Source organism: Herbaspirillum sp. 1130, assembly GCF_017833835.1.
GTDB lineage: Bacteria > Pseudomonadota > Gammaproteobacteria > Burkholderiales > Burkholderiaceae_D > Herbaspirillum > Herbaspirillum huttiense.
The window spans coordinates 987,672-1,001,279 of sequence record NZ_JAFICQ010000002.1 but is presented as its reverse complement, the minus strand read 5'-3'; the positions used below and the strand labels follow the sequence as shown (position 1 = coordinate 1,001,279).

Annotated in this window: 13 protein-coding genes; 7 read left to right on the top strand and 6 right to left on the bottom strand. The window is 62.3% G+C overall.

What is annotated here, in order from left to right:
- The first annotated feature begins 108 nt into the window (after positions 1-108).
- The 5 genes from JOD78_RS13280 (at position 109) to JOD78_RS13260 (ending at position 6,010) form a co-directional block, all read left to right on the top strand.
- Entirely contained in the window at positions 109-1,485 is a 1,377-nt protein-coding gene (locus JOD78_RS13280; protein WP_121044159.1) for an aspartate aminotransferase family protein, read from the top strand.
- 143 nt (positions 1,486-1,628) lie between these two features.
- On the top strand, positions 1,629-2,123 hold the full coding sequence (locus JOD78_RS13275; protein WP_081486017.1) for an Lrp/AsnC family transcriptional regulator: 495 nt from the start codon (positions 1,629-1,631) through the stop codon (positions 2,121-2,123).
- Positions 2,124-2,556: 433 nt separating this feature from the next.
- Complete coding sequence (fliD, locus tag JOD78_RS13270; RefSeq protein WP_209567768.1) at positions 2,557-4,578, top strand: flagellar filament capping protein FliD; 2,022 nt, start codon at positions 2,557-2,559, stop codon at positions 4,576-4,578.
- Between the two features lie 224 nt (positions 4,579-4,802).
- Entirely contained in the window at positions 4,803-5,471 is a 669-nt protein-coding gene (locus JOD78_RS28000) for a hypothetical protein (protein ID WP_245202103.1), read from the top strand.
- Positions 5,472-5,554: 83 nt separating this feature from the next.
- On the top strand, positions 5,555-6,010 hold the full coding sequence (locus JOD78_RS13260) for a MaoC family dehydratase (protein ID WP_134137161.1): 456 nt from the start codon (positions 5,555-5,557) through the stop codon (positions 6,008-6,010).
- Between the two features lie 4 nt (positions 6,011-6,014).
- Here the strand turns inward: JOD78_RS13260 and maiA are convergent, their stop codons facing one another.
- From maiA to JOD78_RS13240, 4 genes are read right to left on the bottom strand one after another with little or no spacing between them, the layout of a single operon-like run.
- On the bottom strand, positions 6,015-6,662 hold the full coding sequence (gene maiA, locus JOD78_RS13255) for a maleylacetoacetate isomerase (RefSeq protein ID WP_121044168.1): 648 nt from the start codon (positions 6,660-6,662) through the stop codon (positions 6,015-6,017).
- A gap of 31 nt (positions 6,663-6,693) precedes the next feature.
- Positions 6,694-8,040 (bottom strand): fumarylacetoacetase, encoded by a 1,347-nt coding sequence (fahA, locus tag JOD78_RS13250; protein ID WP_209567770.1) that lies wholly within the window; start codon positions 8,038-8,040, stop codon positions 6,694-6,696.
- A complete protein-coding gene (gene hmgA, locus JOD78_RS13245) occupies positions 8,037-9,374 on the bottom strand; it encodes a homogentisate 1,2-dioxygenase (protein WP_209567773.1) in 1,338 nt (445 codons plus the stop codon). Before hmgA ends, fahA begins: the two co-directional genes overlap by 4 nt.
- Complete coding sequence (locus JOD78_RS13240) at positions 9,371-10,714, bottom strand: MFS transporter (protein WP_209567775.1); 1,344 nt, start codon at positions 10,712-10,714, stop codon at positions 9,371-9,373. The genes hmgA and JOD78_RS13240 overlap by 4 nt, the downstream gene beginning before the upstream one ends.
- Before the next feature lie 244 nt (positions 10,715-10,958).
- Here JOD78_RS13240 and JOD78_RS13235 point away from each other — a divergent pair, with 244 nt between their 5' ends.
- Together JOD78_RS13235 and JOD78_RS13230 are read left to right on the top strand one after the other, a co-directional pair.
- Positions 10,959-11,873, top strand: coding sequence for a LysR substrate-binding domain-containing protein (locus JOD78_RS13235; RefSeq protein WP_121044179.1), 915 nt, complete (start codon positions 10,959-10,961; stop codon positions 11,871-11,873).
- Between the two features lie 45 nt (positions 11,874-11,918).
- Positions 11,919-12,752 carry an alpha/beta hydrolase gene (locus JOD78_RS13230; protein WP_209567777.1) on the top strand — a complete coding sequence of 278 codons (834 nt, stop codon included), beginning with the start codon at positions 11,919-11,921 and terminating at the stop codon, positions 12,750-12,752.
- A 72-nt stretch (positions 12,753-12,824) separates the two neighbouring features.
- Here the strand turns inward: JOD78_RS13230 and JOD78_RS13225 are convergent, their stop codons facing one another.
- Both JOD78_RS13225 and JOD78_RS13220 read right to left on the bottom strand, forming a co-directional pair.
- On the bottom strand, positions 12,825-13,205 hold the full coding sequence (locus tag JOD78_RS13225; protein ID WP_121044185.1) for an XRE family transcriptional regulator: 381 nt from the start codon (positions 13,203-13,205) through the stop codon (positions 12,825-12,827).
- Complete coding sequence (locus JOD78_RS13220) at positions 13,189-13,563, bottom strand: type II toxin-antitoxin system RelE/ParE family toxin (protein WP_134137167.1); 375 nt, start codon at positions 13,561-13,563, stop codon at positions 13,189-13,191. Before JOD78_RS13220 ends, JOD78_RS13225 begins: the two co-directional genes overlap by 17 nt.
- Positions 13,564-13,608 lie beyond the last annotated feature (45 nt).

Sequence of the window (13,608 nt, the reverse complement as noted above, 5' to 3'; positions counted from 1 at the left end):
GCATCTTGCGCATCGCCTGCGCGGCCGGGGGCATAGGATAGAACACATGCCGGTTGTGCCGTTTGCCTGCACGGCCTTGTTCAACGCATCTTCAGCGAGTCCACCTCTATGCAAACTTCCGCTCTGGCCGCGCTCGACCGCAGCCACCTGATCCACCCCGTTGCCAGCTTCCGCGAGCATGAAGAACTGGGACCCATCATCCTCAAGTCGGGCCAGGGTGCCTACCTGACCGATCACCAGGACAAGCAGTTGCTGGATGCCTTCTCGGGACTGTGGTGCGTCAATACCGGCTATGGCCAGGAAAGCGTGATCCGCGCCGCGACCGAACAGATGCAGCGCCTGCCGTATGCCACCGGCTATTTCCACTTCGCCTCGGAACCGGCCATCCTGCTGGCCAAGAAACTGGTGGACATCAGCCCGGCGTCGCTCAAGCACGTGTATTTCACCTTGGGCGGTTCCGATGCGGTGGATGCGGCCATTCGCTACATCACGCACTATCACAACTCCATCGGCAAACCGAGCAAAAAGCATTTCATCTCGCTGCAGCGTGGCTATCACGGTTCGTCCTCGGTGGGCGCAGGCCTGACTGCACTGCCCAATTTCCATTACAACTTCAACCTGCCGCTGCCGACCCAGCATTACCTGCCTTCGCCTTATCCCTACCGCAGCGAGCTGCAGGGCGATGAAGCGATCATCGCGGCCTCGGTGCAATCGCTGCGCGACAAGGTCGCCGAACTGGGCGCGGACAATGTCGCCGCCTTCTTCTGCGAACCGATCCAGGGTTCCGGTGGCGTGGTGGTGCCGCCCAAGGGCTGGCTCAAGGCCATGCAGCTGGCCTGCAACCAGCTGGACATCCTGTTCGTGGTGGACGAGGTCATCACCGGCTTCGGCCGCACCGGCCCGATGTTCGCCTGCCTGGACGAAGACGTGCAGCCCGACCTGATGACCATGGCCAAGGGCCTCACCGCCGGCTATGCGCCGATGGGCGCGGTGATGATGTCGGACCGTGTCTACAACGGCATTGCCGATGGCGCACCGATGAGCACCGTGGTCGGCCATGGCCAGACCTACTCGGCCCATCCGGTCAGTGCGGCGGTGGCGCTGGAGGTCCTGCGGCTCTATGAGGAAGGCGGCCTGCTGGAAAACGGCCGACGCCTGGAACCGGTCTTCTCCGGTGGCCTGCGCGCCCTGCTCGATCATCCGCTGGTGGGCGATGCGCGCAGCCGTGGCCTGCTGGGCGCACTGGAACTGGTGGCTGACAAGCAGACCAAGGCACGCTTTGCACCCGAGCTGAAGCTGCACGATCGCATCTTCCAGGTGGCCTATCGCCATGGCCTGGTGTTCCGCGCCTTCGGCGACAACATCCTCGGCTTTGCGCCCGCGCTGTGCTACACGGAAGAGGATTTCGCGCTGATGTTTGCGCGCCTGCGTGCCATCCTCGATGAAGTGCTGGCCCAACCCGAGGTGCGCCAGGCCGTGCGCTGAGCCGGCCCATGCGAGTATCGCCTCCGGCACGATGGGGAAATCGCCGCCGGAGGGGTTAAAATGCCCTGCTACATCCTGCCGGATTGCGCTGCGTGCGATACGCGAGGCAAACCGGCAGGCTGAGTCGAATAACCCGAGGCAACATGATGACTAACGGCGCGTTGAAACTGGACCGGATCGATCTGAGGATTTTGTGTCACCTGCAGCAGAATAGCCGCATTACCAATGTAATCCTGGCCGACGCCGTCGGCCTCTCGCCCAGTCCCTGCCTGATCCGCGTCAAGCGCCTGGAGAAGGCCGGCTACATCAGCGGCTATGGCGCGTATATCCGTCTGGAGAAACTGGCCGACGTCCAGATCGTGTTCACCGAGGTGACGCTGTCGGACCATCGGCGCGAAGACTTCGCCAAGTTCGAAGCCACCATCCGCAACGTCGATGAAATCATCGAATGCCATCTGGTCAGCGGTGGCTATGACTACCTGCTCAAGTTCATGACCCGCAGCGTGGTGCATTACCAGAGCGTGATCGAATCGCTGCTGGAACAGAACCTGCGCATCGAGAAGTATTTCAGCTACATCGTCATCAAGTCGCCCTTCATCAAGCATCACTATCCGCTGGAAAAATTCATCCAGACCTGAGCCCCGTGGGCTGGCCACCGCCGGCCGGTACCGTGCGGTGGCAGCCTGGCACGCCCTGCATGTGGCGGCTGCGCTGTCTGCACCGTTTTTCGGTACGTTTTGCTGGCCTTTATCCTCGCCTTTTTCCTGCCCTTTTTTCTGTACAGACGATCGCGAACCCTCCTGATCGTTTTTGCACACCCCCCTGTCAATTTCCGCACAGCAAGCCTTTTCCAGCGCGGCAAGCCCTCGGCCTCATCTTTACATTTATGCCCTCTGCGATGGCCGGATTGCGGCATCTCCATCCAATCTCCACAAATTCCCCAGAAAAACACGACTATTGGTCAGCAAACTCCCCTTTACTTTTGTAAAGACGTGCCGTTAACCTTCGGGTGCGCTGACGAAGGGTCAGTTTCTCAAATTACAAGAACATCACGTTTGCTTAGGGGTCAACATGGCAACTTCCACGGGGACGATCTCGACATCGGCCGGTCCGCTTGACGTTTCGACGCTGGTCAACCAGCTCATCGCGGTCGAGAGCAAGTCCAAGCTCACACCGCTGAAGACCAAGGAAAGCGGCTTCAATACGCTCATTTCCGCGTATGGCTCGCTGAAGAATGCGCTGACCAGCTATCAAAGCGCCCTGAAGGTCATGACGGCCGCCAGCTTCAGTGCGCAGAAGACCACCGTGTCCAATGCCGGCACCGGCACCAGCCTGACCACCGATCCGTTCACGGCAGAGGCCAACAGTGACGACTCGACCAAGGTCCTGGCACAGAAGTTGAAATCCGGTGGCTATGCCAGCGGCACCACCTTCAATGCCGGCGACTCGATCGCCATCAAGATCGGCACCAACTCGCCCACCTTCATCACGCTGCAGGCCAATGCCACCCTGGCGGGTCTGCGCGACACCATCAATGCCTCCAAGGCCGGGGTGACGGCCTCCATCGTCACCGATGGCAGCGGCGACCATCTGGTCCTGGAATCCAATACCGGCGGCACGGCCAACACCATCAAGGTCACGGCCAACAATTCGCTGTCCGGGCTGAGCTATGACCCCAGCGTGTCGGGCTCGGTGACGCAGATCCAGGCCCCGCGCGATGCCACCAAGGCCGCCGCCGGCAAGTACAGCATCGGCGTGAGCCAGCTGGCGCAGGCGGTCAAGGTCAGCTCGGCCGGCATCGTGCCCGGCACCACCTTCGACAATGGCGTGCTGGCCATCAAGACCGGCAATGGCTCGACCACGCTGATCCAGCCCAAGACCAATACCCTGGCCGGTGTGCGCGATGCCATCAACGCCAGCGATGCGGGCGTCAATGCGGCCATCGTCAGCGACGGCACCAACGATCACCTGGTGCTCACCGCCAAGGACAGCGGCGCGGCCAACAGCCTGCGGGTCAGCGGCACCGGCAATTTTGCGGTGTTCAACTTCGATCCCAGCGGCACCGTCACCACCACGGGCGTAGCGACCAACCAGACTTACAGCAGCGGCAGCCTGGCGCTGCAGGTCGGCAGCAAGTCCTTCACCATCACCCCGACCGATCTCGACAACAGCGGTGCCATCGGCCTGAACGACGTGATGAAAGCCATCAACGATGCCAATACCGGCGTGACCGCCAGCATCAGCAACGACGGCAGCAATGACCATCTGGTGCTCACGCCGGCCGGCACGGATCCGATCAAGCTGGTCGGCAGCAATGACTATGCCAACCTGTCCGGCAGCAGCATGGGGCAATTGGCCAAGGCGCAGGATGCCAAGCTGACCATCGATGGCGTGGCGGTGACCAGCACCACCAACAAGGTCAGCAATGCGATTTCGGGCGTGACGCTGAACCTGGCGAAGGTGACGACGGCGGCGGACAATTTCTCGCTGTCCGTCGCCAATGACACCAGCGGCCTGTCGACGGCGGCCAACAGTTTCGTGACGGCCTACAACAACCTGGCCAAGGCCGTGACCAACCTCACCAAGCAGACCCCGTCCACCACCAAGGGCCAGGCCAGCACCGGCTCGCCGCTGGCAGCGGAATCTTCCGTGCTGAACATGATGACGCAGATCCGCGGCACCATGCTGGGCGCACTGGGCGACGATGGCGGTATGAACCTGTCGCAGGTGGGGATCTCGTTCCAGAAGGATGGCACGCTGGCGCTGGATGCGGCCAAGCTGACGACGGCCGGCAACAAGGATTTCGACGCGGTCGCCAAGCTCTTCACCGGGACCTCCGGCGTCGTGCCCAAGCTGCAGAAGCTGATGGACAGCATCCTGGGCGACAGCGGCACGCTGGCCACCAAGACCAAGGGCCTGCAGGACAGCCTCAAGACCGTGACCGACCAGCAGACCGCGGCCAATGATCGGCTGCAAACCCTGAAGGACAACTACACCAACCAGTTCAACCGGCTCAACGTCACGCTGGCGACGATGCAGTCGCGGCAGAGCTATCTGACCCAGCAGCTGGCGAAGTTGTCCAAGTCGTCGTGATGAGAACGGCCGTGCCGAATGGCGTGGCAGAGGAAGCGGTGACACCGGGTTGCGCGTCACCGCTGCATCGAATAAATCCCAGGTTGCTCCGCTTTATCCGAAGCCCAATGGAAAAACCCCGCTGCAAGCGGGGTTCGTCGTTAAACTCTCGTGTGTCCTCGGGGGGAAGCTTGCGCTAACAGATCCCGTGGCTCGCGTGGCGACTATAGGGGTTAACGGGTGCAATGTCAATTCAGGCACAGATAGCGGAAATCCACCGGGCACTCTCGCCCGCGCGCATCTCGACCTACGCGGCGGCCACCCACTGCCACGGCCCCGACGACCCTGCCGCACTCAATCTCTACCTGTGGAACGCGCAGGTCTCCGCTGCCTTCCTGACACCCCTGCACTTGTGTGAAGTCGTGCTGCGCAATGCGGTGGACGACGCCCTTGCTGCCAAATACGGTGCTGCGTGGCCATGGGCCTCCGCCTTTGAACAAAGCTTGCCGGCCAGTTCGATCGCGTATGGTGCGCGCCATGATTTGGCCAAGGCCCGGGCAGGACTACCGATCGGGCAGACGGGCAAAGTGATTGCGGAACTCAAGTTCGTCTTCTGGCAGCGCATGTTCGCCGCAAGGCATGATGGACGACTATGGAATCCTCACCTGCGGCGCGTCTTCCCATATCTCGATCCGCGCCGCTCCGTGGCACAACATCGCAAGGCCATCCATGACGCACTTGAAACGATCCGACAATTGCGCAACCGCATCGCCCATCACGAGCCGATATTCCACCGTACGCTGGAGGCCGAGTATCAATTGATCGGTCAACTGATCGCTTGGCGTTCGCCACAGACCTTCCGCAGGATGCATCAGCACCAGCAAATCACTACCTGGCTGGCCGCCCGTCCATAAGCAGCGCGGTATCGTTATACTGGCTACCTGCCCCATGACGACAACAAGCACGTTACAGCGTGCATACCAGGAATGGAGACTCAGTGACCACCCTCAACTATCTCGATGACTTCCAGCCGGGCCAGGTATTTCGCTCGCCGGGCACGCTCACCGTAAGCGCCGAAGAGATCAAGCAGTTCGCCCAACAGTACGATCCCCAGCCCTTCCACCTCGACGACGCTGCTGCACAGCAGACCTTCTTCCGTGGCCTGGCCGCCAGCGGCTGGCATACCGCCGCGCTGACCATGCGCCTGCTGGTCGATACCCTGCACATCCAGGGCGGCATCATCGGTGCCGGCTTCGATGAATTCCGCTGGCCGCGTCCGACCCGTCCCGGCGATGTGCTGCGCCTGGAAGCCGAAGTGCTGGGCATCAAGACTTCGCAATCCAAGCCGCAGCAGGGATTCCTCAACCATCGCGTGACGACTTACAACCAGCACGACGAAGCCGTGCTCATCATGACCGGCAACCTGCTGGTACCGCGCCGCAGCCCGGGCTGATCGCTTACGCGGCGTCGGGCTGTTGCGCCGGATGCGCCTGCTCGAAAGCGGGCAGCGCATTGCAGGCGGCCTCGATGGCGCACAGCGTCGGGTAAGGCGCCATGTCCACTTCGAAACGGCGCGCATTGAAGATCTGCGGAATCAGGAAGCAATCGGCCATGGTCGGTGCATCGCCTACGCAGAAGTGGCCACGCGTGGCATCGGCCGCCAATTGCTGTTCCAGCGCGGTGAAACCGAGCTTGATCCAGTGCTGGATCCAGGCCGTCTTCTGCGCCTCATCCACCGCCAGCGCGTGCTTGAGATAACGCAGCACGCGCAGGTTGTTCAGCGGATGGATTTCACAGGCGATGGCCAGCGACAGTTCGCGGATATGCGCTCGCGCAAAGGCATCGCCCGGCAACAGGGAGGGCGTCGGATAGCGCTCTTCCAGATACTCCAGCATCGCCATCGATTGCGTGAGCAGCTTGCCCTGGTCGGCCAGTACCGGGACCAGCGCATGCGGATTCAACTGCGTGAAGGCGGGCAGCAATTGCTCGCCGCCCTGATTCAACAAATGCACGGCCGCCGTTTCGTAAGCCACGCCTTTGATGTTCAGGGCGATGCGCACGCGATAGGAGGCCGAGCTGCGGAAATAGCTGTAGAGGGTAGTCATGCGCTTGCTCCCTTCAGGAAAGACAATCGGATCAGGCCAGGCTGCGGGCAGGCAATACAGTGCCGGCCGCTTCACCGAAACCGATATTGGGCAAGCCATCGCGACGAGCCACTGCGCGCAGGATGATCGTATCGCCATCTTCCAGGAAGACGCGCTTCTCGCCATTGGCCAGGGTCAGCGGGGTCTTGCCGCCACCGCTCAGTTCCAGCAGCGAACCGGCCTGGTCCGGTGCCGGACCCGACAAGGTCCCCGACCCGAAGAAATCGCCCGGACGCAAGTTGCAGCCATTGACGGTATGGTGCGTGACCAGCTGCGCCACGGTCCAGTAGGCATCCCGATAGTTGCCCAGCGAGAGCCGCTGCGGCGCACTGCCCGCTTCACGCATGGCAGCGGTCTGGATCAGCACTTCCAGTTCGATGTCAACAGCACCGCTCTCGCGCAGGGTCGGCGCATCCAGGTAAGGCAGCGGTTGCGGGTCGTCCGCCGGGCGCGTCCATCCGCAACGATACGGCGCCAGTGCTTCCAGCGTGACGATCCAGGGCGAGATGGTGGAAGCAAAGCTCTTCGACAGGAAGGGGCCCAGCGGCTGGTATTCCCAGGCCTGCACATCGCGTGCGGACCAGTCGTTCAGGAGACAAAGTCCAAACACCTTGTCCTCGGCCTGCGCCATCGGGACCGGCTCGCCCAGGGCATTGCCGCCGCCGATGAAGATGCCCAGTTCCAGTTCGTAATCCAGCCGCTTGCAGGGACCGAAAGTGGGCAGGTCTGCATCGGGGGCCTTGGTCTGGCCCACCGGACGGCGGAACTGCTGGCCCGATATCCCAATGGAAGAAGCACGGCCGTGATAACCGATGGGCACCCATTTGTAGTTGGGCAGCAGCGGATTGTCCGGACGGAACAGCTTGCCTATCGTGGTGGCGTGGTGGATCGATGTGTAGAAATCGGTGTAGTCGCCGATCACGGCCGGTACATCGTATTCGGCCTGGGCTTGCGGAACCAGGCAGGCGGCCAGTTCGGACTGATGCGCCGAACCGCTGCGCAGCAGACGCGACAATGCCAGGCGCAGTGCCGACCAGGCAGCCGGCGTGAGCGCCATCAAGGCATTGAGGCTGCTGCCGCTGCAGGCCGCGTGCGCCGCCGTGCGCGTGGCTTCATCGAAGCCCGAGAAGGCGCCGGCTGACTGGGCGGCCGGCAGGTCCAGAATCTGGTCGCCGATGGCAACGCCCGCGCGGTACGCTTCTTCACTGCCGCTGCGGCGAAACACGCCGTAAGGCAGGTTCTGGATCGGGAAGCTGCAGTTTTCTGCATTTGCGCTCTGGACCCAGCTACGCAGCGAGGTGTCATGGGTTTCGTTCAGTGTCAGGCTAGGCAGGCTCATGCGCGCTCCGGGTTGAAGTTCTTCTGGATGCCCAGCCAGCAGTCCTGGTAATCGCGCTGCAAGGTCGGCGCGGACAGGGCGTGACGGGTCGGGCAAAGGATGTTGCGGGTCTCGAACATGAAGGCCATGGTGTGGTCGACCTTGTTCGGGGTGCTGGTATCGATGCGGCTGGCTTTCTCGAAGGTGGCCGCGTCCGGTCCGTGACCGCTCATGCAATTATGCAGGCTGCCGCCGCCGGGCACAAAGCCGCCGCCTTCCTTGGCATCGTACTGGCCGGTGATCAGGCCCATGTATTCGCTGGCCACGTTGCGGTGGAACCAGGGCGGACGGAAGGTATTTTCAGCAGCCAGCCAGCGCGGCGGGAAGATCACGAAGTCGATCGTATCCACGCCGGGCGTATCGCTCTGCGACTGCAGCACCAGGAAGATCGAGGGATCGGGATGGTCGTAGCTGATCGAACCGATGGTGTTGAAGTGGCGCAGGTCGTACTTGTAGGGAACATAGTTGCCATGCCAGGCCACCACATCCAGCGGCGAATGGCCGATCTTCGCCTGCCACAGATTGCCGCCGAATTTGGCGATGAGCTGGAAGTCGCCCTCGCGGTCTTCGTACCAGGCGTGCGGCGTGGCGAAATCGCGCGGATTGGCCAGTCCGTTGGAACCCAGCGGACCGAGATCAGGCAGGCGCAGCAGCGCGCCGAAATTCTCGCAGATGTAGCCGCGTGCCTCGCCATCCGGCAGGCGCACCTGGAAGCGCACGCCACGCGGAATGACGGCGATCTCCTGCGGCTCGATATCGATCACGCCCAGCTCGGTACGCAATTGCAGGCGGCCCAGCTGCGGCACGATCAGCAGTTCGCCATCGGCCGAATAGAAGAAGCGATCGGTCATCGAGCAATTGGCGGCATACAAGTGAATGGCGCAACCGCTCTGGGCTTGCGGCGAGCCGTTGCCGGCCATCGTGACCATCCCTTCGATGAAATCGGTGGGCACGCTCGGCATGGGTAGCGGGTCCCAGCGCAACTGGTTGGGCGGCGCTGCGACGTCGTCGAAGTGACTCACCAGCAGGCCGCGTTCCATTGGCTCGAACGGATGATGCACTGCTGCCGGACGGATGCGATAGAGCCACGAGCGACGGTTGTGACCGCGCGGCGCGGTGAAAGCGGTACCGGAAATCTGCTCGGCATACAGGCCATAGGGCGCACGCTGCGGCGAATTCTGGTGCGCGGGAAGCGCACCCGGCAGGGCCTCGGTGGCGAACTCATTGCCGAAGCCGGACTGGTAGCCGCGCGTATGCACGTGATGGCTGACGGAAGAATCGGTGACGGTATTCATGCGGACACTCCTCGGGAAGTACGATGCAGGCGCGCGATGGTCAGCGCCGAAATCAGCGCCGGCACCGCCGCTGCGATGAACAGCGAACCATTGCTCCACTGCAGCGCGATCAGTTGGCCGCCGATGACCGGCCCGACCACCGAGCCGATGCGGCCGATGCCCAGCGCCCAGCCGATGCCGGTGGAACGCAGCGTGGTCGGGTAGAAGGTACCGGCCAGTGCATTGACGGCCGGTTGTCCACCCACGATGCAGAAGCCCGCCACGATCACCGCCAGGAACAGCAGCACCGGCATGGCCGCCACCTTGCCGATCAGCGCAATGGACACGCAGGCAAGCAGGAAGCAGCTGCCCAGTACGCGGGTGAAGCCGAAGCGGTTGATGAAGCGGCCCAAGGTCAGCGTACCGACCACGCCGCCCACTTGCAGCGAGGTACCGATCAGCACGGCCATGCTGGTGGAATAGCCGGCGTCACGAATGAGCGTGGGCAGCCAATTGGAGAGGAAGTACAGGTTGATCAGGTTCATGAAGCTGATCAGCCACAGCAGCACGGTGACACCGGCGCGGCCATCGCGGAACAGGGCGGCTACCGGCATGCCTTCGGCCTTGCTTTCCTTGACCACGACCTCGGTGCTGTCATCGATGCGGATGGCGGGATCGAGCTTGCGCAGCCAGCGCGCCACCTGGCTGCGCGCACGACGGTGCAGCACCAGGAACTGTATCGATTCCGGCAGCCAGACCAGCATCGCCAGGCCCAGCACCAGCGGCACTGCACCGCCCACCCAGAACACTGCATGCCAGCCGTGCGCCGGGATCAGCGCTGCGCTCACGAATCCGCCGGCCGCAGCGCCCACCGTAAAGCCGCAGGAGACCAGCATCATGCGGGTCACGCGGGAGGACGAGGGGCTGTATTCACCGACCAGCGCCATCGCATTGGGCATGATGCTGCCCAGGCCGAAGCCGGTGATGAAACGCACGATCAGCAACTGATCGATGGTGGTGACCAGCGGCGTCACCAGCATGCAGACCGCAAAGAACAGGGTCGAGGCGATCAGGACCGGACGGCGGCCGTAGCGGTCACCCACCGGGGTAAGCACCAGCGAGCCCAGCAGCATGCCGAACAGGCCGGCACCGAATACCGGTCCCAGGCTGGCCTTGCTCACGCCCCAGTCGGCGATGATGGCCGGGGCCACATAGCCCATGGCCTGCACGTCGAAACCATCGATGATGAGGCACAGGCCGCACAGCAGCAGCAGGCCGAATTGAAAAGTGCCGAACCGGCCCTGCTCCACCACCTGGTCCACATGGACCGTGGGGAGAGCGCCACTTGCGTGGATACTCATTGTCGTGCTCCTCGTCTGTCTTTACGTTTTTTTAGTTGTGTTGCCTGCCATCCATGGGCCGATGCGGCCGACAATGGCAGATTGCATGGCCGTGTGCGCAGACGCTGCTGCGCGGCTCTTGATGGTGTTGTCGCGCCGTCACTGTAGTGCAATCGCCCTTCTTTTACGATATAAATACGAAAATACGATCCATTCATTTCATGAATATTGCAGTGCACGCGTTTGCCGTACTGCCGAGCTGACCATGGCCCTCATCGAACCGCGCGACATCGATCTCAATCTGCTGGTGGTATTTCAGGAAGTCTTCCAGGAACGCCAGATCTCCTCGGTCGCCCGTCGGCTGGGGCTGTCGCAGCCGGCGGTGTCCAACGCGCTGGCGCGGTTGCGGCGCAGCTTCGGCGATGAGCTGTTCGTGCGTACGGCGCAAGGGATGCAGCCCACGCCCTTTGCCGAACAGCTGGCCGAGCCGGTGGCTGCGGCGCTGCAGCAGGTAGCCCGTGCTCTCAACCTGCAGGAAGGCTTTGCGCCGCAGACCAGCGAGCGCCGCTTCACGATTGCCATGACCGATGTGGGTGAGGTGTATTTCATGCCGCGCCTGATCGAAGCCTGTGCCGAGGTCGCGCCGGGCGTGAGCCTGTCGACCGTGCGTGCCGGGGCGATCGACCTGAAGAGTGAAATGGAAGCGGGCCGGGTGGACCTGGCCATCGGCGCGTTCGACAATCTGTCGGAGGCGCTGTACCAGCGGCGATTGTTCCGCCAGGAATACGTGAGCATGTTCCGTATCGGCCATGCGCTGGACAAGCGCGGCGAAGTCAGCCTGAAGGAATTCCTGGCAGCCGAGCACCTGATGGTGTCTTCGCTGGAGAGTCCTTATGATCGCATCAACCAGAATCTGGAGAAGGCCGGCGTGCTGCCCAGCGTGCGCTTCCGGGTGCCGCATTTCACGGCGGTTCCTTACATCGTCAGCACCACGGCGCTGGTGGTGACGGTGCCGCGCAAGCTCGCCGAGAGTGCTGCCGCGCCCTTCGGACTGCGTTACATCAAACCGCCGCTGCGCCTGCCGGCGCTGCAGACCAACATGTTCTGGCATCGCCGCTACAATCAGGACGAGGGCAATGTCTGGCTGCGCAACCTGATCTCGGCGCACTTTGCCGAATGAATCCGGGCAGGACAACGACTGTGGCCAGAAGGCCGGGGAGACAACATGAACATCTACCGCGACTATGACCGCGAGGCGCTGGACGAGCAGTACAACGTGCGCCTGCGTATTACGGATTTCCAGGCGTATTTCGACCGCTTTGCGCGCGAGGGAGAAGCGGCGCGGCAAGCGCATCCGCATCTGACCGATGTGCCTTACGGCGAGGATGCGCTGCAGACGCTGGATTTCTTTCCCGGGCGCAGCAATGGCCGGCCCCTGCTGGTCTTCATCCACGGCGGCTACTGGCGCTCGCTGGACAAGCACCAGTTCAGCCAGTTGGCCCTGCCCTACCTGGCCCAGGACATCAACGTGGCCCTCATCAATTACCGCCTGGCCCCGCAGGTGCGCATGGGCGACATCGCCGCCGACTGCGGGCGCGCGCTGCGCATGCTGTATGCCAAGGCCGCGGCGCTGCGCTTCGATCCGGATGCGATCTGGCTCATGGGCCACTCGGCCGGTGCCCACCTGGCCGCGCTGATTGCTTCGCTGGGTGCCGCGCCGGTGCGCGGCGTGTGCGGCATCAGCGGGATCTATGACCTGGAACCGGTGCGGCTGTCCTATCTGAACGAAGTGCTGCACCTCTCGCCCTCGGACGCCCAGCAGGCCAGCCCGCAATTGCTCGCCATGCCCAATGGCGTGCAGGCGTTGCTATGTGCGGGCGACGATGAATCGGCGGAATTCCTGCGCCAGCGCGATTTCTATGCGGCCACGCTGCGGCAGTCGGGACATGCGGTGGAAGTCTTGCCGCTGCCCGGGCAACATCACCTGAGCGTGGTGGATGTGGCGGCCGATACCGGGAGCAGTTTGACTCGGACCCTGTTGAAGATGATGTTGGGGTAAACGAGCTTGCCGATGTCGCCCCAGCCACGCTACGTCCCGGTGGCTGGATGCTGTAGCGGAGAGACACTGAAGTCAGCTTGCCTTGCCCGGTCGGCGCATCTTGGCTCGAGGCTTTTCCGTAACGGCAATGGGCGCGCGCAGGACCTTCACCGGTTCGGGTGTCAAATCAAACGTCTTGTTGCCTGGGAACGTTGCCGTCAGCACCAATTGACCGCCCAAGCCCCGCACGAAGTCCATGACGCTGCTCACTAGCAGGTCATCACGACTTTCCATCTTCGAAATGGCTGCCTGCTGAATATTCAAACTCGCGGCAAGGCTGGCCTGCGTCACTTGCAGGCTCTTGCGCAATGCCTGCAATTTGATGCAGGTCTGCATGGATTCGGTTCTTGCGTTTGCCTGCACTTGCGCCTCAGGATGCATGCGGGCGCGCAATTCACTAAATTTTTTTGCCATGATCGACTGCCTCCTTGCTCAGTGTGTCGAGATGAACGTCGTAGAGCCTGTCCGCGAGAGGGATGGTGTGCTCGTACCAACGATGGTTTCCGGTCTTGTCTCCGCCAATCAACAGGATCGCATGCCGCAATGGATCAAATGCGTAGAGCACCCGGTAAGGTCTTCCGGCATGCTGGATCCGAAGCTCTCTCATGTGCGCATGCCTGGAACCGAGAATTCCAGAACTGTATGGGTGTCTGAGAGCGGGTCCGTTTTTCTCCAGCAGGCCGACGTAGGCAGCCACGGACGTCTGCTCAGCATCATTGAGCCGATCCCACCAGTCTTCGAATTCATCGGTAAATTCTACCTCGCATTGCATGCTTTATTCCCCTGAAGTTATATTCCACTTAAGGAATTTTTTGAA